Origin of the sequence: Neobacillus sp. GCM10023253, from assembly GCF_042653105.1 — a bacterium.
GTDB classification, from domain to species: Bacteria; Bacillota; Bacilli; order Bacillales; family Cytobacillaceae; genus Neobacillus; species Neobacillus citreus.
Genome location: NZ_JBHSHV010000003.1, coordinates 267,029 through 286,777, shown reverse-complemented (window position 1 = coordinate 286,777; position 19,749 = coordinate 267,029). Strand labels below are relative to the sequence as shown.

Sequence of the window (19,749 nt, the reverse complement as noted above, 5' to 3'; positions counted from 1 at the left end):
AGTAGTGTTTTTATAAACATATGCATCTACTAGAAAAGATAGACTTAATCTGGAGCCCTGAATTCATCTTATCTGGTGTTTTTCTTAATAAAATTTTTTACATATTGATGATGGGCATCACTTTCCCAAAGGATGGCACAGTTTTTAACCTCTTCCTCTATTCTTTCACGAAGGCCTGCTTGCTTCCACTTATTAATCCATATTCTTTTATAGGATTTGAGAACCTCTAAATCATTGGACAGCATTTTCTTAAGGAAATCTTCACATTGTTGAAGGGAGTCTCCGTCGAATAGGTGATTAATAAAACCGGTTTCGGTTAAATATTCTGCGGTTTCGAGGTCTGCTTCCATCAAAAGCTTCATGGCAAATGGGGATGGGAACTTTTCGACAAGAATAGAGCCTCCACCCCAACCGGTCGTAATGGCTTGTTTTCCTTGAACAAACCCTGCTTTAACGCCTTTTCTGGCGAGCCGGAAATCACAGGCAACAGCAAGCTCACAGCCGCCGCCAACCGCTGGACCGTTCATTAGTGCAATGGTGGGAATGGGCAAGGTTAATAAGGAATACAGAATATTGGACATTTTCGAAAGCATTGGATACGCATCCTCTTTGGTGTGCAGGAGATGAAAAACGGATAAGTCTCCGCCGGAGCAAAACGCACTCTCACCGCTCCCCGTAATGACAAGAGCTTTTATCTCAGGTTCACTAGCTTTTTCTAACGCTTCCAATAGCCCTTCCATAACATCGTAGTTTATGGCGTTTCGCTTTTCGCTTCTTTCAATGGTAAATAATAAATATCCCGGGTCCCGCCTTTCAATCGAAAAAGCCATTTTTTGCTCACCCTCTCAATTAAAAAAGTATGTATTTGTTTTGAAATGACAAAAGCACAAGGGCGTTTGCTCCTTGTGCTTTATCTAAGTAGAAATTAGTCGTTTACTACTTCTTTTCCTTTGTATGTTCCGCAAGATTTGCATACGCGGTGAGCAAGTTTCATTTCACCACAGTTTGGGCATGCTACCATACCAGGAACGTTTAATTTAAAATGAGTACGACGCTTTCTCTTCGCAGTTTTAGAAGTCCTTCTAAAAGGTACAGCCATTCTTCCCACCTCCTTATAAGAAATGCGCAGGAGCGCTTGAAGTCAGATCATTTCGATTAGCTTTCCGATGAATTGTTTTTGTCAAAAAACTTTGCTAGCCCTGCAAGACGTGGATCAATCTTGTTAGATTGTTCCTCCTCCTGAATAACCTCCCAATCCTTACCGGATTGCGGCGCTGCATCTTCAGATTGGACATCGTCACAGAATACTTGCATTGGAACCTCAAGTAACAGAATTTCTCTTATGATTGGTTTTAAATCAATCATATCTCCTTTTACCTGATGGACCTCCTCTTCAGTTTGGTAAACTGAATTTTGCAGGAGGAAGGTTTCCGTAGTTTCGACATTAATTGGAAATTTGACATCCACTAAGGTTCGCGAACATGGAAGAATCAGATACCCCTCAATTTTTAAATGAAAGGTAACTTTTGAAGAATCAATATCCCCACGTCCGGTAATTTGCATTGGAGACACTTCACGAATAGTTGGGTCATCCAGTTTAAGCTCGTCAACCCGAATGGTATCGTCAATCGAAAATTCCTTATCTCGATATTTTTGCAGCTGATTTAATGTCCATTTCAATTGAATCACCCCAAGGCAACAAAGGTAATTATAGCTTTCGATAAAATTTTTGTCAATATTTTTTCTTTACACTTCACCTTATGTTGCATAAATAAAAAAATTTTTCCATTATAGTGTATCCATAAATACCTTTTGCAAACATATGTATCATCATATCATATTATTCGATTGAAAAACGGAATAAATTGCTATAATGATAGTAATTAAATTTCAAGGAGAGAGTTATGAGAGCAGTTGGTGTTATTGTTGAATACAACCCATTTCATAATGGACATGCCTTTCATTTGCAGGCGTCCCTCAAGGCAGCCCAAGCGGATGTGGTTATTGCGGTAATGAGCGGAAACTTTCTGCAAAGGGGGGAGCCTGCACTAGTTTCGAAATGGCAGAGAACGAAAATGGCCTTATTAAATGGCGTGGACATCGTGTTTGAACTTCCCTACCGCTTTGCCACACAAAATGCCGAAACCTTTGCAAATGGGGCAGTGTCCATCCTTGCTGCTGCAGGCTGTCAGTACCTTTGTTTTGGCAGTGAAAGCGGGGAGATTGAAGCTTTTCAACAAACGATTCATTTTTTGGAAAGTCAGCAGGATTCCCACAAAAAAAATATAAAGCATTTTATGGGTTCAGGTGTCAGCTATCCGAAGGCTTTAGCATTATCATACAAACAGCTGTCAAATTCGGATAATTATTTAGATTTGTCCAGGCCAAACAACATACTAGGCTTTCACTACATAAAAGCGATCCATGAGCAAAGAAGTCAGATTACTCCATTAACTGTGGCACGTAAAAACGCCGACTATCATGATGAACATTTTGCCTCCGAAACTATTGCCAGTGCAACCAGCATCAGGAAAGCACTATTCGCAGATATAAACAGCCCATCTGAAATTAATCAGTATGTACCGGAGCCTACTAGACAATTATTACATGAATATCTAAATCAATATGGGCTTTACCACCGCTGGGAAAATTATTGGCCATTTCTTCAGCTTCGTCTCCTCCATTCCTCCCCAGAAGAGTTAAAAGAAATATATGAGGCTGAAGAGGGACTTGAGAACAGGTTACAACACGCCGCAACCGAAGCGCGAAGCTTTCAGGAGTTTATGGAAAGAATTAAAACAAAACGCTATACATGGACGAGGCTGCAGCGATTATGTGTTCACATATTGACCAATAGCAAAAAAATAAACATGGAAGGAAGCAAAAGAGCGGGCTATTTAAGGCTCCTTGGGATGTCTGAGAGAGGACAAGAATACCTAAATAAAATGAAAAAGGAATTTGCTTTGCCTTTGGTTGCGAAATTGTCTTCATTTAAGGACGAAGAGATTAACCTCGACCTAAAGGCTGCTAGGGTATATGCAATGGGGGTCCCGGGCCCGGCAAAAAAATTTTTGATGGAACAGGAATTCAAACAGCCTCCCATCATTATAAAGAAATAGGACGGCGCACTCTGGCACCGTCCTATTTCTTTTTAGGTAATTTTTCTAAATATTTTACCGCATCGTCAAAGGTATCTACCGGAACAATTTTCATCTTTGTTTTGATATCTCGTGCTGCCTTTAAGGCTGCCCGGTAATTGGAGTCCTTAGCACCCTTTTCGTTCGGTGCAAAAAAGATTTCTGCACCGGCATGATCAGCGGCAACAATTTTTTGTTCGATACCGCCAATCGGCCCAACGGTGCCATCTGGGTCAATCGTTCCCGTTCCGGCAATTTGGTAGCCTTTGGTTAGGTCATTCTTGGTTAACTGGTTATATATCTCCAAGGTAAACATTAAACCGGCAGAAGGCCCGCCGATTTCATCTGTTCTGACTTTAACCTCGGGATCGACGGAGATTTCTTTATCATCCACAAGTGAAATGCCAATGCCTGCCTTCCCAGACTGATCCTTAAAGGGCTGCAGAATAAGATTCACACTTTTTTCCTCGTTATTTCTGGAATAGGTTAATGTCACTTGATCTCCGGCACTTTTTTTTCCTAAATATTCAATGAAATCTTTTGAAGAGGGAAATGTGTGTCCATCCATTTTAAAAACGCGGTCACCAGCCTGGAGCTTCCCTTCTGCAGGCATTCCCTGCAGGACCTGCATCACATAAATCCCCTTATATTTATAATGTACAGGCAGCCCTGCTTTATGGTATGCCACCTCAATCGCATTAAGTTTTGATGCTGCCATCAAATGCAGCTGCCTGACATTATACTCTTCTTCCGTTTCCTGTTCATTTAATACCATATCGAGCGGATAGATTTCCTCATATTTTCTCATTTTGGCTTCTATATAGGAATAGATATTAGCCCTTCCCATCCGGACAGTTGTCAGCATAAAATTTCCCTTTTCCTGATAACCGCCTTCAACTGTAATGATTGGAGCAAGTTCTTTTGCCATCCCTGGTTTTGAAACATAGTAAGGTAATGAATAATACATTCCGCCAATCAGAAACACTGCAAGGATAAAGAAAATGCCAATTGATAATTTTTTATGCAAGCTGCCATCACCCCTTCCAATTATCAATTTCCTTCTTAATTTGCTCAAGATACTTTTTTGCCTCGTCTTCGCCAATTTTAATGATTTCTTCAATGTTAGTAAATGCCCGCGAACTATAGCCCTCGACAGGGGGACGAATCATCACATTTGCAGATGTTTCGTGGAAATTGATAATCTCAGTCTGCATAATATCAATACTTTGCATGATGACATCGTAAATGGAGGTAATTTCAGCGTTTCGCTTAACCCGTGAGACGTCCACTGCAATCACAATGTCCGCCCCCATCTCTTGCACAACAGAAATGGGAACACGGTCAGCAACTCCTCCATCCACGAGGATTCTTCCCTTATACTTTTCAGGCACAAATATTCCGGGTATGGAAATGCTTGCCCTGACAGCCTCTGCCACTGGCCCCTCTTTAAAGACCACTTTTTCTCCGGTTAATAAATCCGTTGCCACAATCCCAAGTGGTATTGACAAATCTTCGATGTTTTTCCCATGGGTAAAGATACGAATAAATTCCTTTACTTTCTTGCCTGTAATAAATCCCATTTTCGGGACAGTAAAATCAAGAAAATACTTTCTCCTAAACGCGGTTGAATATTTATATAGAAGGTCTAAATCAATCCCTGCTCCATAAAAACAGGCAACCAGGGCTCCCATGCTGCTGCCTGCAATTAAATCAATCGGAATGCCGGCATCCTTTAACACCTTTATAACACCCAAATGAGCAAACCCGCGAGCTCCTCCAGAGCCGAGCGCCAAGCCAATCTTAGGGTGCTCCATAGCAGAACCCTCCTATTATACATCTAATAAATCACGTTCAATCTTATGGTCTAAAACAACATTCTATGAGTATATTTATTTTATATGAGGACATGCAGTTTCACAAGGAAGGAGAACTCTTTGATGTTTCGGTCAAAGCTCAAAACGCTTGCTTTAGCCATCTCCGGCATCGTGTTAGCGGCGTCACTTATTTTCTATCCAAAAGAATCATTTGAAGGCTCTATCCGTGGCCTGAATATGTGGTGGGAAATAGTATTCCCTTCCCTCCTGCCTTTTTTTATTGTATCAGAAATGTTAATCGGGTTTGGAGTGGTCAAGTTCATAGGGGTTCTTCTTGAACCACTTATGCGACCGCTTTTCAAAGTTCCTGGTGTTGGAGGCTTTGTTTGGGCCATGGGAATGGCCTCAGGCTTCCCGGCAGGTGCAAAATTTACCGCAAGAATGCGGCAAGAAGGACACATAACGCGAATCGAAGCTGAGAGACTCGTCTCTTTCACCAATTCCTCTAATCCCTTATTCATCTTTGGAGCAGTAGCTGTCGGTTTTTTTCACAATACCCAATTAGGTATTCTCTTGGCTGTTGCGCACTATTTGGGCAATATATGTGTTGGCATTATGATGCGTTTCCACGGTAAGGAGTCGCCTAATAAAGCGAAAAACGCCAAAAAATTCAAGATTCGGGAAGCCTTATCAGCTTTGCACCAAACAAGACTGAAGGATAACCGCCCGATTGGAAAGCTTCTCGGCGATGCTGTTACCTCATCGATTCAAACATTATTGATGGTCGGCGGTTTTATCATCCTATTTTCTGTGATTAATCAACTTCTTTACCATCTACATATAACGGCTGCGCTGGCAAAATTCGTGGAAATGATTTTTTCAGTTTTTAGATTTTCAGAAATGTTAAGCATACCGTTTATTTCCGGACTGTTTGAAATCACTCTTGGCAGCGATTTGACCAGCAGAGTGGAAGATGCCATACTGCTCCAGAAAGCGATCATAACAAGTTTTATTTTGGCCTTCAGCGGTTTTAGTGTCCAAGCACAGGTGGCCAGCATCCTAGCCCAGACTGACATCCGCTTTCGGCCATTCTTTATTGCACGAATCTTCCAAGGCATTTTTGCCGGTCTCTTTACGCTCCTATTATGGAATCCCATTTATGTGCGCTTCCTAGGCCATAATCAGCCTGCAGGAGCCCTGCCGGTATTTGGAGATGGAATATGGACAAAGGATTTTTATCATAAAATGCTGGAAACCGGCCCACTCATCACGATTTGCTCCCTATCATTATATGTACTAATCTTATTTATCAGGCTAAAAGAAAGTAATATAAAAAAGAGCTAAAAATTAGCTCTTTTTTTATCTGTATTTTTTTTGCAATTCTTTTTGGACTGGAGGAGGAACAAGCCCTGATATATCCCCTTTGTACTTTGCTGCTTCCTTAACGATGCTGGAGCTCAAGAAGGAATATTGATTATTGGTCATCATAAAAAAGGTTTCCACATGATCGTTTAAAAACCTATTCATCGAGGTAATCTGCATTTCATATTCAAAATCGGAAACAGCCCTAAGGCCCCGAAGGATTGCATTTGCGTTCACACTCTTGGCATAATCGACAAGCAGCCCGGAAAATTGATCGACAGCCACGTTAGGGATGTCCATTGTAACTTCCTTTATCAGGTCAAGCCTTTCCTCAACAGTAAAGAGCGGATTTTTTGAGACATTATTTAATACCACAACATAAACCTTATCGAAAACCTTAGCCCCTCTGCGGATGATATCTAAATGGCCATATGTAATTGGATCAAAACTCCCCGGACAAACGGCTATACTTGCCAACTTGACTCCCCCTTATTCCCCATTAGATTTTAAATATATTGTTATAGCAATAATCCCGTATTTCTCATGTTTTATTTGCGAGAACCGCCCAACAGAGGGAGGTAAATCGACATCAAAACTATGTTCACAGACAATAATTCCTTGGTCTTTGACCACATTTGCTTTATCCATTTTTTCCATTAACCGGACCAGCTCTTGAAGCTTGTACGGCGGATCCAAGAAAATATAGTCAAACATAATTTCTCGTTTAATTAAAGCCTTTAGTGCCCTGTCTGCATCATTCCTGAATACCTCAGTTTTGTCTTCAAACCTGCATGCGCTGATATTATCTTGGATTGTCTGAATTGCTTTGGCGTCCCTGTCGATAAAGATCACTTTATCCAAGCCTCTGCTCAGTGCTTCCAAACCTAATCCTCCGCTCCCGGCAAAGAGGTCAAGCCCGGTACCCCCGTCAAAATAAGGGCCAATCATATTAAATAGGGCTTCCTTCACCTTATCAGTTGTCGGTCTTGTTGTATTACCAGGGACAGCTTTAAGAGGACGGCCTTTACAGATGCCAGAAACTACTCTCACGTGTTCACCACCACATTTTATCCAAAATCACGTTTTTTTACATCCTACCATAGGCTGCAAAATATAAACAAATTTGTCACATTAGTTTTTTCTTTTCTTACATTTTATAAAAAATTTGCGAAAAAAGGAAATTTTAAATTTCGACGTATAAGGTTTTGGGTTGTGGAAATAATGTAAGTAACAACATCAATTCGAGGATGTTGTTGCCAACCGCGGAGAAGACTTACGTTTCCCCATAAGTTCTTCCTCCGGTTTCTCCTCTCCCTTTGCCTTCTGTCCTATATCAGGATTTAGAAGGACCCTGCAAAATTTTTGCAGGGTTTTTTTCTTTTTAGGGCAAAAAAAAGATGAGATAATTCTCACCTTTTTATATCCCCATTTTATAGTCATATTCTTTTGCCTTGTCAGGTGCTGAATTTTCGTATTCCATTTTTAAAAAGGGCTTGTATGAAGGCTCTACTTTTTTCACGAACGAAAAGGATTGGAGCTTTTCTATAATTTCCTCTGCGTCGTCCTGGTTACAGTAAACCACAACATATTTTAGCTTTTTTGACACATAATGGACATTTCCAAAACGTCTGAGCATTTTGGCCTGTTTTAGTGAATACAGCCAAACAACTAATCCTTGTCTTTGAACAAACATAATTTTTTCCCCTTCATTGCAGGCTTCTTTTTAAATAAGTCTAGCACATGAAAAGGTTTTATTTCAATCCTTACCCCTTTAGCTCACATGCTCATTTTTTTAACTGCAGCCACAGCTACCTCCGCCACCGCAGCCGCTTGAATGACCTTTATCAAAAAACGGGTTGCCGGTCGGGACTTTTATATGCTCGGAGACGGATCTACCAACGTGGAGACTGATTTCATCCAAAAGGCTTTGCAAATCATTTTCCGCCAATTTAAATTCAGCTACGTTTGCGTCCAAGTCCATTTCCCGTTTATATTGACGAATTTGAGTCATCACGTTTTTATAATCAGGATGGTACTTACCAAACCTTTGCACCTCTTCATAAAGGTCTTTAAGCTTCGCAAAACGCTGTATCTTTTGCTGCGTTTCTGGGCTGCTTTGCATTTTATATAAACAAATCCGATAATTTTCAACAATGTCAGATTCGAGAACCATTTTTGCCAGTTGTTCAGCGTAGTCCAGTAATTCAACTCTTTCTGATGTAGCAAGCATGTACGCTCACCTCCACTGACATTTTATCATGAATTCCTCCTGAAAGCGAAAAAATCCATTTAATTAGGGGATATTTACTATAAACTCCTTTTTCAAACCGTATGAATTATTTTTTAAATCAACCACATCCAGCTTTACCTGGTGGTTCCCTGGAGAAAGATCCTTGATAATGAATACCGCAGAGGAGGCTTCGGATTTTTTCAGTCCGTCTACCCAAATGACAATTTTACCCGTTTTCTGTTTTGAATCCTCTGTCTCCCTAAAACTAATTCCCGTTAAAATGCATTCTACCAGCACTTGATTTCCTTTTGTTTCATGTTGAACAATCAGCTCAGGTATTTCGCTTGAGATTGCCTTTGCTTCGTGAAGTATTAAGGCGCCTAAGGACCAGAACAAAATAAAACCAATGAGGATATGTTTTTTCACCAATATCACTCCTTCTCATGATTGTATTGTTCGCCTTCTCAATATTTTTTAATCCAAACAAAAAAAGGCCACATCCAAATTTGTGTGCCCTTTGTTAATTTTGGTTTTTCATGGCTTGGAACATGGAGTACATCATTGAAGCCATTTGCACTCCATTTGTGAATTTCTCCACTTGGTCTGGAATGGTTTTTTTGTAATGGTGTAATGCTGCAATTTCTAGCGATTGAATATCATAAGGATTTCTTGACAGTTTCCGATACCAAAGTGGCTGCTCCCGAATAAATCGTTTTAAATCCTTTTGTCCTTCTACATATTCTAAAATTTCCTTGCGCATATCCCCCACCCTTTAATTAGTCTTGTCTAAATGTAAATGGATGTTTTGGCCCTTCAGGAGGTTTTACAGGATTATTTGGTGCATTACCGCCTTGAAATTGGGAAACAAGGCCTTGGATGGCGCCGATCGCCTGACTGATATTCTGTAGATGGGACTGCATTTGATTGGGATCCATTTTTTTGAAAATCCCCATCACATTGGACATTAAGTCCCCTTTGGCTTCTTTCTCATCTTTTACCTCCGCAGCTTCACCATCTGAACCAATTTTCTCCCAACGCTGGTCTTCTTCCCCTAATAAGTACCAGTCCTCGTATAATTCCTGCCAGGTGGCGTTTCCCTTGCGGACCTCCTTAATAATTTTTGGATTATTTTTAACAAATTCTTTAAATTTTTCAACGGATGGGTGCAATTTCTTTTGCGTCATTATCCTCACCTCTGCCCCTATTCATTCCAATAATAAAGTATGATAAACCAGAAGAAATGTGAAACGGCGAATTAGGTTTAAAACATTTATTATTAGGCACACAAGTGGTAAGATGGTCAAAGAAATGCAAAAAAAGAAAGAGGTAAAAAAATGAAACAAGAGTTAAGGCATCTTTTAGAAGATTGTATCGAGAATGGCTCGGAAACAGACTTGGAAAGTCTCGCTTCCATATTACGAGGGGTTCAGCAAAAGATTGATAAGAACAGTGATACCTATATTGGCCATCTTCTCCATATGGACAGAAAAATGGACAAAAACACGTGTGAAATTACCATCCCCATTAATCCAATTATTCATAATAATTTAGACATTGTTCATGGCGGAATAACAGCCACAGTTTTGGATACTGCAATGGGTTCATTAGCAAACTATGTTTTGCCAGAAGGTTTGGGGGCTGTAACCAATCAGCTTAATATCCATTATATTGCCCCTGGAATTGGGGACATATTAAGCTGCAAGGCTGACATCATTCATCATGGCACAAAAACAATCGTCGTCTCAGGCACCGCCTACCGAAATGACGGCAAAAAAATAGCCTATGCCACCGGCACATTTTTTATCATAAATAAATAAAAAGGGGTTTAATGATAATGGTTACAGCCATTCTTATCCCGATTATTTGTTTTTATTTCTACCTGCTGACTAAAAAAGAAATGAAAGAGCACGATGAAAAATGGCTTGCTGCAGGGAATGTAAGGGAAGAAGCAATATTAACAGGTGAAATTAAAAGCATCGACGAAAGCAAGGAACGCTATTATTATCACCGTTATCTTTTGGTTCAGACAATAAAACTTCAAACTGATGCTAAAATAATCACCGCCAAAAGAATGACTCCTGTTACGAAAAACATGGAAAAATGTTTATTTACACCAGGCCATTTTATTCGTCTATATGGGAGCTGGGAAGGAAATACGTTTTTATTTAACCGATTTGATTCGAAAACTCCGAACGGCTAATTTTATAATAAATAATAAAGGGAGAAAATGCAGGACCCTGCTTCTTCTCCCTTTTATTGTTCTGTTTTTTGGATAAAGTTTTGCGTATAATATTTTTGATATACACCAACACCAAGATGGGTGAATTCCTTATTTAATAACGAATCCCTGTGGCCCTTGCTGTTCAGCCACCCTTCAACCGCAGCAGGCCCGTCCGTATAATTGGCGGCGATATTTTCACCAGCCGTTTTATAGGCAACCTCAGCTTTATTTAATCGATCGGCAAGACTGCCAAATTTTTTAGATGTATGTGAAAAATCATTATTCAATGCCATATCCTTACTATGGCCAAATGCTACTTCAGCCGTACTATCGTCCCATTTTAATGGATCCAATTTGTACCTTTGCCTTAACACATTTGAAATATCAAAAATTTCTTGTTCTGCCCCTGTTTCAATCTTTTCCCACATTTCTTCGTCAGGCAGAGGCTGATCGATTAATTCACCGCGATAGACGAGCTCATAAGGGCGCTGCTTGATAAATGTCTCAGCATTTAAAATGCGTACGCTTGAAAGAGTACCCTTGAATTTATCAATATAAAGCTGAAAAAAAACATCACCCAGCTGAATGATTGGTCGCAGGTTTAAATCTGTGTCATTTAATTCAAACCGATAGTTATTCCCATTCAAATCGATATTGATATTCGTTTCGAAAAATTGCGTATTAAATATTTCTTCCACCGGCTGCCCGATCTCAAAAGGGGATATATTCAAATTTTCACCAAGGACGAAAATCGTTGCCACATGACTATTTTCAATCCCAACTTGAACATAACGTTTAAAGTCCAAGTTATAAATATACCATTGATAACCGTATGGAGTCTCATCAATTCGCTGTGGTTCCCCCAGTTCTTTGACAATGTCCGCAGCATTTTTGCCTATCAATAAAGACAAACCTTCTTCAGGTTTTTTCAATTTATTGTTTGATTGCGAATTGGGATTTTGCTGATAAGTTTGTTCCATTTCCGATGTGCTGTCTTTCTTTATTAAAACCTTATCCTGATTTTTTTCATTTATGCCAACATAAAAGCCAATTGTAACGATTACCGCAGAAAGCACCAAAATTCGTAAAAGCGTCTTCAGAGGCTACACCCTCTCTATTACTATTTCTACCATTATATGTACTGTTAGAATAATTATAGCATTTATATCTTTTTTAGTAATACCCGTTTTCTTAAAATGTCTGAAAATGCTTAATTAAAAAAGAAAACAGGCACCGGGGCGCCTGTTAGAAATATTTGTCCTATAATAAATTACTATTTTAATGCTGCGCACCATTATAGTTTTGTTCAGAAATTTGTGTCAAGGCCTGCCTTGCTTGATCATCAGTTAGTTCACGGATTGCAAAATCGCCAAGTGATACAATACCAATCAACTTCTCATCCTCTACAACGGGCAAACGACGAATTTGATGCTGTGCCATCAATTTTGCTGCCTCTCTAGTAGAAGCCTCTGGAGAAACAGTAATCAGGTCATTGCTCATGATTTCCTCCACTTTGGATGAGCCAGGATGCTTTTCTGCCACGCCTCTAATGACAATATCACGATCTGTAATCATACCAACAATTTTTTCTTTATCGACAATAGGAATAGCCCCTACATTTAATTCTTTCATTTTAACCGCTACTTCATAGATATTATCTAATAGAGTACAGCAGTCTACCTCATCAGTCATAATATCACGGATTTTTTCCATAAAATCGCCTCCAAAATTTATAGCTCTTTTCGTAAATTAGAATATCCAGCCACAATGGATTTATTCGTTAAATGATTTCGTTGCAAGTTACAGAAATTTCATCTATTATTAAATTGAATTAATCTTGCTTTATTACCAAATAATGAATACAGGCAAGCGTTTCTAGGAGGGATTTATTTATGAAATTCGAAAATACTGGTATTGAGGAGTTCAAAGCAGGCTTAAACCGGCTTGATGACGTAATGCATCAGCATGGTTTAGTGCGCGCAGGACAATGGGATTATGAACGCGTTACATACGACAAAAAGTTTGAACTAAGAGAGGGAGTATTTTACCTTCGGATCCAAGGCTATTCTGTTGAAGGCGATGTAGATACCTTCAAAGCTGTGGTTCAATTGATGACTCCTCTGTTGGGAAAACATTATTACCCACACGGTGTTGAATACGGTGAAGGTGAAAACTTCCCTGCATCACTTGTAAATCAATGCAAAAAAATTATTGAAGATGTAAAAAATGAAATCAGCAAATTTGCTGTATAACGCACAAAAAGCCGCATGAATGTTAATCATGCGGCTTTTTTGATCTTAAAAACCTAAAATTGCTTTTATCATGGAAGTCGTTTCCCCGCCTCGGTAAAATACGTATAAGAGCAGGTAGACCACTACTCCGGTAGCGGCTGTAAAAAACCAGACGATGCTGGTAAAGGGGCCAAGGCGGCGATGGAAGGTGAGATTATTTTTATATCCTGAAAAAAGAGACAAAATCCCCAAAACTGCTCCTAACGTGGCCAAGGTAATATGAAAAATCAAAAATACAGTATAGTATATTTTGATATTATCTGGTCCTCCAAAGGATGTGTTACCAATGAAAATAGTTCTAGATGCATAAATAATAAAGAAAATAAGAGCAAAAATAGCTGCAAAAAACATAGTCCGTTTGTGAGCTTCCAATTTTCTTTGTTTAATTTGCCACCAGCCGATGGCAACTGTAATCCCGCTTAAAACGATAAAAGTGGTACTAATCGTGGGTAAAATTGGTATCGAATCCATGCATAAATCCTCTCTTTTTGTTTATTCTCCTCTTATAGTAGAGTAATCCTTCCTAAACTTCAACCAAAAGAAAAAGAGGTTGTCGTTCGGACAGCCTCTATTTAATAAGCGATGGATTTAATTTTTGATTTAAATCGCGCTCTGTTTCTGCTTGGTCCTTACGATACCATTCAAAAAAGACGCGGAAAAGGATTACCCCATAAATGATTTCCTGCATAATCTTCATCAATACCCCGCCAAGCTGTTGGTCGTGTATTAAGGACATCGAACTAAACAGCTCAGGACCGCTTAAATTTAAGCTGTTAAAATTAGCGGTACCTACACACAAGCTCATCACGTTGCCCCATACATGCGGATCAGAATAGGTAGCATAGATTGGTGTGTCAGCAAAGATAATCAATGCGCAGGCCGGTGTTAATAGAATACCATCCGCAAAAATATACCCAACCTTTTTTAAACCGCTTAGGGTTTGATGCTCAGGAAGCTGATTAATTAATGGCCACCACATAAAAATGGCAACGACAAACAATAGAATCGAATAGCCTGCATGCAGCCAAATATTTTGCATGACATGATCAAAAATGATAGGAACATGGTAAAACGAAAATAACCCGTTAAAGATTATTAGAGCCATAAGCGGTCTAGTGAAAAACTTAAAGAGAGAGTTAAAAACTCCGATGCGTAAAACCGCTCTCCACAGCCATGCAGGTACACCCAAAATGAATAAAGGCGGAACAATCAAGACCAGTGCAGCCATCTGTATCATATGAATATAAAACATCAAATGGGCCATTAAGTCCAATGGAGATCCTTTAATAGCGTACAAAAGAATCATTGAGGTAAGAAATAAAGACCCTTGCTGCCATGTTAATGGCTCACTGTCCTGGAAACGGTGTCTAAATCTTGTGGTTAGAAGAAAAAATCCTCCTGTCAAAACAATCATAATCAATAAAAAATACGGGCTCCATAGCGCTTGAAAACCAAATATATCCAAGGTAAGCACTGCAATATCACCTCTAAAATAGTTAAAGAATCATCAATTTTATTATACCCTTGGCTTTTGGGATAGGCAAAGAAATGATGCTGCATATGTTTTCCATTTACTAAAAAAGAAAATCGGCTAAAAAGCCGATTTTCTTTTAATTCCTACCACCAAATAATGGTCATAAATGCCCAAATCATAACTAAGCCAACAAATAAACCTGAAAATAGGAATAATGTTGGGGCCTCATGGCCTTTATGACTCATATGCATAAAATAAAACAATTGGAAGACTACTTGCACAGCAGCCAAAAGAACGATAAATGGTATTGTAAACCACGCTGTAAATCCTTTAGCAGCTACAGCAGCAAAAGCAACCAATGTTAAGAAAATCATCAAAGCAAATGAAATGACTTGATATCTCATCTCTTCCGCACTTTTACGGCGGCGATATTCAAGGTCAACTCTTGGGTTCCCTGAATTTAATTGTTGATTTGCCATCAGTTTATCCCACCATTCCCATTAAATATACAACTGTAAAGATGAATACCCATACAACGTCAATAAAGTGCCAATATAAACTAAATACATAGAATTTTGGCGCATTGTACAAGTTTAAGCCACGTTTTGCATTACGGAACATTAACGATAAGCACCAAGCTAATCCAAAAGCAACGTGTGCTCCGTGGAAGCCAACCAAGGTATAGAAGGCAGATCCAAAGGCGCTGCTGGTAAATTTATGGCCTAAATGGACATAATGGTTAAACTCATAAACCTCTAGTCCTAAGAACCCGAATCCTAATAAAGCAGTAAGCCCTAACCACACCATCATTTTTTTGAAAGCAAAATTTTTCATGTGGTAAATTGCGTAAACACTTGTTAAAGAGCTTGTCAATAACAGCATCGTTGCCACGAAGGTCAACGGAAGTTCAAATAAATCCTTGGCCAGCGGCTGAGAAGTATTTGGCACCTTATCCTTTAACGAAAGGTAAGTGGCAAAGAGAGAGGCGAAAAGCACAGTCTCTCCCCCTAAGAATAACCAAAAACCTAAAAACTTATTTTTCGCTTCAAGGGTTGATTTCTCAGGCTCTGCAGGCCAAGTTTCATAAGTTAATTTTTCTTCAGCGTGCATTATGCCTTAACCCCCTTATTATCATCATCATTCATTAATTCTTCTTTATGAATATGGAAACCATGGTCGTCTTTAACAGAGCGTATTAACATGGAACCAAATGTTACGAGCAGACCAATAAACAAGACTGGCAATGCCCATCCCTTATCATCTACATGGTACATAGCACCGAAAGCGGCGATGAAAAGACCAAGAGATGTTGTAAATGGCAAGAAAGAAGAGTTTGGCATATGAATATCACCAAGCGGCTCAGCAGGAGTCATTTCTTTCTTTCCTTCCATTTTTTCTAACCAATAAGCATCCAAACCGCGAACAAGTGGAAGCTGCTTAAAGTTATAGAACGGCGGTGGAGATGGAATAGCCCACTCTAATGTACGGCCGTCACCCCAAGGGTCATTTCCAACTCGAACATTTTTAACAGATGTCACAACGATGTTAATCAATAGCACAATAACACCGACAGACATAAAGGCAGCTCCAATGGAACTAATCATGTTAGAGGTTTCAAAGCCCTGACCTGGCAGATAGGTAAATACTCGGCGAGGCATACCCCATAAACCAAGGAAGTGCTGGATAAAGAATGTCATATGGAATCCGATAAAGAAAGTCCAGAACGTAATCTTACCCATTGTTTCATTTAACATTGTTCCAAACATTTTTGGCCAATACAGATGTGTACCAGCTAAAAGCGCTAAGACTACCCCACCAACAATAACATAGTGGAAGTGGGCAACAACGAAATATGTGTCATGGTATTGATAGTCAGCAGCAGCAGAAGCAAGCATTATCCCTGTTACTCCACCCATAACAAATGTAGGTATAAAAGCAAACGCATAGTGCATTGGTGTTGTAAATTTAACACTTCCGCCCCACATGGTGAACAGCCAGTTAAAGATCTTAATACCTGTCGGCACCCCAATTGCCATTGTAGCTACAGCGAAGATAGCATTTGCTACCGGACCAAGACCTGTTGTAAACATATGGTGCGCCCAAACCATGAATCCTAAGAAACCGATTAGAACTGTTGCAAACACCATAGACGAATAACCAAATAAACGTTTTCTTGAGAACATTGCAAAGATTTCCGAGAAAATACCGAAAGCTGGCAAAATCAAAATGTAAACTTCCGGGTGTCCAAAAATCCAGAATAAGTGCTCCCAAATTACGGTATTACCACCTTGGGCAACTTCAAAGAAATTAGCTCCAAATAGACGGTCAAACATCATTAATACCAACCCCACTGTTAATGGAGGGAATGCAAAAAGAATAAGTGCTGAAGTTACAAATGTTGTCCAAGTGAACAACGGCATCCGCATGTAAGTCATCCCTGGCGCACGCATATTAATGATCGTTACTAGGAAGTTAATACCACCAATCAGTGTACCTAAACCAGAAATCTGTAAACCTAGAACATAGAAATCAACACCATGTCCTTTGGAGTGAATAGCGAGAGATGCATAAGAAGTCCAACCAGCATCTGGTGCTCCTCCTAAGAACCATGAAAGGTTTAGGAAAATACCACCAAAGAAGAACAACCAAAATCCTAATGCGTTCACATAAGGAAAAGCTACGTCACGAGCACCAATTTGAAGTGGCATAATGGCATTCATGAACGCGAACACAAGCGGCATGGCAGCCAAGAAAATCATTGTTGTTCCGTGCATTGTAATGATTTCATTAAATGCGCCGGCGCTGACAAAATCATTGTTAGGAACTGCAAGCTGGATACGGATGAAGACAGCTTCGATACCGCCAATTAAGAAGAAAAATCCACCTGCAATCAGATATAGGATGGCGATTTTTTTATGGTCAACAGTTGTTAAAAAGTCCCATAAAGTTGCACCAAATCCCTTTTTTTGAGCATAGGTACTCACGTTTTTACCTCCCTTTCAACCAATTCCCCTATTAGTCCTGAACCTTTAAGCCCATCAGATATTCTGCTAATGCATTTAGCTGATCTTCGGTCATTTCCGGATATTTACCAGTCATAGTGTTACCCGGCTTATAGGTTTCTGGAGTACGAATCCAATTTTTAACTTCTTCCTTATTATGGTCCAAAATACCAGCAACACGTGATCTTTCGCCAAAGTTTGAAAGGTTCGGCGCGATACGGGCTGTTTCTGGCATTTTGTTCTCAGGTGTTACAGCATGGCAGCCGATACAGCTTTTATTGAAGATATCCTGTCCTTGCTGTGCTAGAGCAGTTTGCGCTTTTTCAGGCGCTTTAACACTCTGCATATCTTTTACCCAAGCATTAAAATCGTCTTTGCTCATCGCTTTTACTTTAAAGTCCATTAAAGCATGGGATGGTCCGCAAAGCTCAGCACATTTCCCATAGAAAAGATTTCCTGCTTCATTGGCTTTTTCTGCATCAAACTCTAACCAAAATTTATTAATATTGTCTGTATTTGTATCAAGTTTTCCGCCTACAGCCGGAATCCAGAAGGAGTGCTTAACATCCATGGATTTCAAACTAAAATATACCTTTTCATCGGTTGGTACGACAAGTTCTTGGCTGGTTACAATCTTTTGTTTAGGATATTCGAAATCCCACCAGTATAAATGAGAACGAACATTAACTACAACTGCTTTAGAGTTTTTGTCATCCATTGTTTTAACATCTGCAAGCTTAAATGTTGCGGAAACAGTTGGAACAGCTAGAACCAAAAGCAAAAGTATCGGAATAACGGTCCAAATAATTTCTAATTTATGACTTCCTTCCACCTGTTTAGGTATCCTGTCATCCTTCCTTCTAAAACGGAAAAAGACGATAACAAAAACTAACATAACTACAATAATAACGCCAACCATAATTATCGTACTTAGCCCCATCAAATCGTACTGGATGTCAGCAACTTCACCGGCTGGAGTTAATGTGGATAAATATGGTTTTCCACAACCGGAAAGTACAAGCGCTACTATCGCAAACAGCGAGAATAAACGCCAATTTGCAAGCCTTTTCATGCTTAATCAAACCCCTCTTTCACTTTTAGTATATTATTTTATTGATTGATCAAAGAAGTATGTACGACCCCTTTCCCGAAAGAAATTTCTTCAGGAAAGATACGTCAGCAAAACTAGATTAATGTAACTATAACCATCGCCACAAAAATAATAGTCAAATATTGCAATGAATAAACAAACATTAGTTTTGCCCACTTTATGTCATCTTTGATCTTATATCCATAAATCCCTAATGCCAGCCAGCCGAGATTTAAAACGGTGGCAAGAATTAGAAATGGGATTCCTAATTTAGTAAGAAAAAATGGGATTGGCAAAAGTGCTGCAACCCAGAGTACAATGTGAATTTTTGTGGTTTTAAACCCTTTTACTACCGGAAGCATTGGGATGTTCGCGGCTTTATACTCCTTCACCCTTCTCATCGCCAAAGCATAGAAATGAGGCGGCTGCCAAACAAACATTAAAACAAATAATGCCCATGCCATGACATCAAGATTTGCATCTACTGCAGCCCAGCCAATCAACGGTGGTACAGCTCCGGAAATACTGCCAATGATGGTATTAGAGACCAGCTGTCTTTTTGACCATAATGTATATAAGAAAACATAACTAAAAACTCCAAGCAGTCCTATTACTGTTGCAGTTATCGTTGTAAACAATAAAAACAGTGTTCCCAGTCCTATAAGTAAAATACCTAATCCCAGAACTTTTACCGGCACCACTTTCCCGGTAACAGTAGGTCTAGATTTTGTTCTTTCCATTAAGTGATCGATATCCCGGTCAACGTAATTGTTTATTGCACAGGAACCGGCAACGATTAAAGCCGAACCCGCCACTGTAAAGAAGACAATATCTAAATTATTCAAAAAGCTAAGGCCGGAAAAATGCAATGCGAGCCAAAGACCTGTAAAGACAGTGATCAGATTGGAATTAACGATTCCAATTTTGATAAGGGCCATAAAGTCTTTCCAAACGGATGTTTTTTCTGAAACAGAATCCAGGCTTGTCGCACCATTTCCTATGGCAGCCTTTGAGTTGGACATTTAATTTCTCCTCCTGATTCTTAATACTGTCCTTTATCACTTGATGAAGCATACCCTCATTATGTATACCGTGATTTCAATAACACTTTCTCTGTATATTAAATCA

General features: G+C 39.5%; 26 protein-coding genes. 5 read left to right on the top strand and 21 right to left on the bottom strand.

Annotated elements, in window-relative coordinates; genetic code table 11:
* Positions 1-68: 68 nt before the first annotated feature.
* The 3 genes from ACFPA1_RS01840 to ACFPA1_RS01830 all read right to left on the bottom strand — a co-directional run bounded on the left by ACFPA1_RS01840 (position 69) and on the right by ACFPA1_RS01830 (position 1,680).
* The gene (locus ACFPA1_RS01840) at positions 69-830 is read right to left on the bottom strand and encodes an enoyl-CoA hydratase/isomerase family protein (protein ID WP_378581012.1); all 762 of its coding nucleotides are present in this window, start codon (positions 828-830) and stop codon (positions 69-71) included.
* 95 nt (positions 831-925) lie between these two features.
* Positions 926-1,099: a 50S ribosomal protein L32 gene (gene rpmF, locus ACFPA1_RS01835; RefSeq protein ID WP_213116438.1), complete on the bottom strand. Its 174-nt coding sequence runs from the start codon at positions 1,097-1,099 to the stop codon at positions 926-928.
* Between the two features lie 56 nt (positions 1,100-1,155).
* A complete protein-coding gene (locus tag ACFPA1_RS01830) occupies positions 1,156-1,680 on the bottom strand; it encodes a YceD family protein (RefSeq protein ID WP_213140854.1) in 525 nt (174 codons plus the stop codon).
* 224 nt (positions 1,681-1,904) lie between these two features.
* On the opposite strand from ACFPA1_RS01830, the gene ACFPA1_RS01825 reads away from it, so the two are divergent.
* Positions 1,905-3,119, top strand: coding sequence for a nucleotidyltransferase (locus tag ACFPA1_RS01825; protein ID WP_378581010.1), 1,215 nt, complete (start codon positions 1,905-1,907; stop codon positions 3,117-3,119).
* A 22-nt stretch (positions 3,120-3,141) separates the two neighbouring features.
* Here the strand turns inward: ACFPA1_RS01825 and ACFPA1_RS01820 are convergent, their stop codons facing one another.
* Positions 3,142-4,164, bottom strand: coding sequence for a SepM family pheromone-processing serine protease (locus ACFPA1_RS01820; protein ID WP_241113793.1), 1,023 nt, complete (start codon positions 4,162-4,164; stop codon positions 3,142-3,144).
* Between the two features lie 7 nt (positions 4,165-4,171).
* Positions 4,172-4,951: a patatin-like phospholipase family protein gene (locus ACFPA1_RS01815; protein ID WP_213116441.1), complete on the bottom strand. Its 780-nt coding sequence runs from the start codon at positions 4,949-4,951 to the stop codon at positions 4,172-4,174.
* 123 nt (positions 4,952-5,074) lie between these two features.
* Here ACFPA1_RS01815 and ylbJ point away from each other — a divergent pair, with 123 nt between their 5' ends.
* Positions 5,075-6,295: a sporulation integral membrane protein YlbJ gene (ylbJ, locus tag ACFPA1_RS01810; protein WP_213140856.1), complete on the top strand. Its 1,221-nt coding sequence runs from the start codon at positions 5,075-5,077 to the stop codon at positions 6,293-6,295.
* A 15-nt stretch (positions 6,296-6,310) separates the two neighbouring features.
* On the opposite strand, the gene coaD is transcribed toward ylbJ, so the two are convergent.
* The 7 genes from coaD to ACFPA1_RS01775 form a co-directional block, all read right to left on the bottom strand.
* The gene (coaD, locus tag ACFPA1_RS01805) at positions 6,311-6,790 is read right to left on the bottom strand and encodes a pantetheine-phosphate adenylyltransferase (RefSeq protein WP_213140857.1); all 480 of its coding nucleotides are present in this window, start codon (positions 6,788-6,790) and stop codon (positions 6,311-6,313) included.
* Positions 6,791-6,802: 12 nt separating this feature from the next.
* The gene (gene rsmD, locus ACFPA1_RS01800) at positions 6,803-7,363 is read right to left on the bottom strand and encodes a 16S rRNA (guanine(966)-N(2))-methyltransferase RsmD (protein ID WP_213140858.1); all 561 of its coding nucleotides are present in this window, start codon (positions 7,361-7,363) and stop codon (positions 6,803-6,805) included.
* Between the two features lie 367 nt (positions 7,364-7,730).
* On the bottom strand, positions 7,731-8,006 hold the full coding sequence (locus tag ACFPA1_RS01795; RefSeq protein ID WP_213116444.1) for a YlbG family protein: 276 nt from the start codon (positions 8,004-8,006) through the stop codon (positions 7,731-7,733).
* A 99-nt stretch (positions 8,007-8,105) separates the two neighbouring features.
* Entirely contained in the window at positions 8,106-8,543 is a 438-nt protein-coding gene (locus ACFPA1_RS01790; RefSeq protein WP_213140859.1) for a YlbF family regulator, read from the bottom strand.
* Between the two features lie 63 nt (positions 8,544-8,606).
* Positions 8,607-8,969, bottom strand: a complete 363-nt coding sequence (locus tag ACFPA1_RS01785; RefSeq protein WP_213140860.1) for a hypothetical protein — start codon at positions 8,967-8,969, stop codon at positions 8,607-8,609.
* A gap of 94 nt (positions 8,970-9,063) precedes the next feature.
* A complete protein-coding gene (locus tag ACFPA1_RS01780; protein ID WP_213116447.1) occupies positions 9,064-9,303 on the bottom strand; it encodes a YlbE-like family protein in 240 nt (79 codons plus the stop codon).
* Positions 9,304-9,319: 16 nt separating this feature from the next.
* On the bottom strand, positions 9,320-9,727 hold the full coding sequence (locus tag ACFPA1_RS01775; protein ID WP_213140862.1) for a YlbD family protein: 408 nt from the start codon (positions 9,725-9,727) through the stop codon (positions 9,320-9,322).
* Positions 9,728-9,877: 150 nt separating this feature from the next.
* Between ACFPA1_RS01775 and ACFPA1_RS01770 the strand changes: the two genes are divergently transcribed.
* Positions 9,878-10,360 (top strand): PaaI family thioesterase, encoded by a 483-nt coding sequence (locus tag ACFPA1_RS01770; protein WP_378581004.1) that lies wholly within the window; start codon positions 9,878-9,880, stop codon positions 10,358-10,360.
* A 17-nt stretch (positions 10,361-10,377) separates the two neighbouring features.
* Positions 10,378-10,743, top strand: coding sequence for a hypothetical protein (locus tag ACFPA1_RS01765; RefSeq protein WP_213140864.1), 366 nt, complete (start codon positions 10,378-10,380; stop codon positions 10,741-10,743).
* 53 nt (positions 10,744-10,796) lie between these two features.
* Here ACFPA1_RS01765 and ACFPA1_RS01760 read toward each other — a convergent pair whose 3' ends face one another.
* Together ACFPA1_RS01760 and ACFPA1_RS01755 are read right to left on the bottom strand one after the other, a co-directional pair.
* The gene (locus tag ACFPA1_RS01760) at positions 10,797-11,840 is read right to left on the bottom strand and encodes a CAP domain-containing protein (RefSeq protein ID WP_338088273.1); all 1,044 of its coding nucleotides are present in this window, start codon (positions 11,838-11,840) and stop codon (positions 10,797-10,799) included.
* Between the two features lie 202 nt (positions 11,841-12,042).
* Complete coding sequence (locus tag ACFPA1_RS01755; RefSeq protein WP_213140865.1) at positions 12,043-12,477, bottom strand: CBS domain-containing protein; 435 nt, start codon at positions 12,475-12,477, stop codon at positions 12,043-12,045.
* A gap of 179 nt (positions 12,478-12,656) precedes the next feature.
* Here ACFPA1_RS01755 and ACFPA1_RS01750 point away from each other — a divergent pair, with 179 nt between their 5' ends.
* Complete coding sequence (locus ACFPA1_RS01750; RefSeq protein WP_213140866.1) at positions 12,657-13,016, top strand: YugN family protein; 360 nt, start codon at positions 12,657-12,659, stop codon at positions 13,014-13,016.
* 45 nt (positions 13,017-13,061) lie between these two features.
* On the opposite strand, the gene ACFPA1_RS01745 is transcribed toward ACFPA1_RS01750, so the two are convergent.
* From ACFPA1_RS01745 to cyoE, 7 genes are all read right to left on the bottom strand, one after another.
* Positions 13,062-13,526, bottom strand: coding sequence for a DUF420 domain-containing protein (locus ACFPA1_RS01745; protein ID WP_213140867.1), 465 nt, complete (start codon positions 13,524-13,526; stop codon positions 13,062-13,064).
* A 97-nt stretch (positions 13,527-13,623) separates the two neighbouring features.
* Positions 13,624-14,529: a cytochrome c oxidase assembly factor CtaG gene (gene ctaG, locus ACFPA1_RS01740; RefSeq protein ID WP_213140868.1), complete on the bottom strand. Its 906-nt coding sequence runs from the start codon at positions 14,527-14,529 to the stop codon at positions 13,624-13,626.
* 143 nt (positions 14,530-14,672) lie between these two features.
* Positions 14,673-15,008: a cytochrome c oxidase subunit IVB gene (ctaF, locus tag ACFPA1_RS01735; protein WP_213140869.1), complete on the bottom strand. Its 336-nt coding sequence runs from the start codon at positions 15,006-15,008 to the stop codon at positions 14,673-14,675.
* Between the two features lie 4 nt (positions 15,009-15,012).
* On the bottom strand, positions 15,013-15,639 hold the full coding sequence (locus ACFPA1_RS01730; RefSeq protein WP_213116455.1) for a cytochrome (ubi)quinol oxidase subunit III: 627 nt from the start codon (positions 15,637-15,639) through the stop codon (positions 15,013-15,015).
* Positions 15,639-17,513, bottom strand: coding sequence for a cytochrome c oxidase subunit I (ctaD, locus tag ACFPA1_RS01725; RefSeq protein ID WP_213140870.1), 1,875 nt, complete (start codon positions 17,511-17,513; stop codon positions 15,639-15,641). Before ctaD ends, ACFPA1_RS01730 begins: the two co-directional genes overlap by 1 nt.
* A gap of 31 nt (positions 17,514-17,544) precedes the next feature.
* The gene (gene coxB, locus ACFPA1_RS01720; RefSeq protein WP_213140871.1) at positions 17,545-18,603 is read right to left on the bottom strand and encodes a cytochrome c oxidase subunit II; all 1,059 of its coding nucleotides are present in this window, start codon (positions 18,601-18,603) and stop codon (positions 17,545-17,547) included.
* A gap of 113 nt (positions 18,604-18,716) precedes the next feature.
* Positions 18,717-19,643 carry a heme o synthase gene (cyoE, locus tag ACFPA1_RS01715; protein WP_213140872.1) on the bottom strand — a complete coding sequence of 309 codons (927 nt, stop codon included), beginning with the start codon at positions 19,641-19,643 and terminating at the stop codon, positions 18,717-18,719.
* Between the last annotated feature and the right edge of the window lie 106 nt (positions 19,644-19,749).

Excerpts from the sequence above, each read along its gene's own strand:
- ACFPA1_RS01840 (WP_378581012.1), bottom strand. The coding sequence starts at position 830 with ATGGCTTTTTCGATTGAAAGGCGGGACCCGGGATATTTATTATTTACC.
- rpmF (WP_213116438.1), bottom strand. The coding sequence starts at position 1,099 with ATGGCTGTACCTTTTAGAAGGACTTCTAAAACTGCGAAGAGAAAGCGT.
- ACFPA1_RS01825 (WP_378581010.1), top strand. The coding sequence starts at position 1,905 with ATGAGAGCAGTTGGTGTTATTGTTGAATACAACCCATTTCATAATGGA.
- ACFPA1_RS01815 (WP_213116441.1), bottom strand. The coding sequence starts at position 4,951 with ATGGAGCACCCTAAGATTGGCTTGGCGCTCGGCTCTGGAGGAGCTCGC.
- ylbJ (WP_213140856.1), top strand. The coding sequence starts at position 5,075 with ATGTTTCGGTCAAAGCTCAAAACGCTTGCTTTAGCCATCTCCGGCATC.
- ACFPA1_RS01795 (WP_213116444.1), bottom strand. The coding sequence starts at position 8,006 with ATGTTTGTTCAAAGACAAGGATTAGTTGTTTGGCTGTATTCACTAAAA.
- ACFPA1_RS01790 (WP_213140859.1), bottom strand. The coding sequence starts at position 8,543 with ATGCTTGCTACATCAGAAAGAGTTGAATTACTGGACTACGCTGAACAA.
- ACFPA1_RS01780 (WP_213116447.1), bottom strand. The coding sequence starts at position 9,303 with ATGCGCAAGGAAATTTTAGAATATGTAGAAGGACAAAAGGATTTAAAA.
- ACFPA1_RS01775 (WP_213140862.1), bottom strand. The coding sequence starts at position 9,727 with ATGACGCAAAAGAAATTGCACCCATCCGTTGAAAAATTTAAAGAATTT.
- ACFPA1_RS01770 (WP_378581004.1), top strand. The coding sequence starts at position 9,878 with ATGAAACAAGAGTTAAGGCATCTTTTAGAAGATTGTATCGAGAATGGC.
- ACFPA1_RS01765 (WP_213140864.1), top strand. The coding sequence starts at position 10,378 with ATGGTTACAGCCATTCTTATCCCGATTATTTGTTTTTATTTCTACCTG.
- ACFPA1_RS01755 (WP_213140865.1), bottom strand. The coding sequence starts at position 12,477 with ATGGAAAAAATCCGTGATATTATGACTGATGAGGTAGACTGCTGTACT.
- ACFPA1_RS01750 (WP_213140866.1), top strand. The coding sequence starts at position 12,657 with ATGAAATTCGAAAATACTGGTATTGAGGAGTTCAAAGCAGGCTTAAAC.
- ACFPA1_RS01745 (WP_213140867.1), bottom strand. The coding sequence starts at position 13,526 with ATGGATTCGATACCAATTTTACCCACGATTAGTACCACTTTTATCGTT.
- ctaF (WP_213140869.1), bottom strand. The coding sequence starts at position 15,008 with ATGGCAAATCAACAATTAAATTCAGGGAACCCAAGAGTTGACCTTGAA.
- ACFPA1_RS01730 (WP_213116455.1), bottom strand. The coding sequence starts at position 15,639 with ATGCACGCTGAAGAAAAATTAACTTATGAAACTTGGCCTGCAGAGCCT.
- coxB (WP_213140871.1), bottom strand. The coding sequence starts at position 18,603 with ATGAAAAGGCTTGCAAATTGGCGTTTATTCTCGCTGTTTGCGATAGTA.
- cyoE (WP_213140872.1), bottom strand. The coding sequence starts at position 19,643 with ATGTCCAACTCAAAGGCTGCCATAGGAAATGGTGCGACAAGCCTGGAT.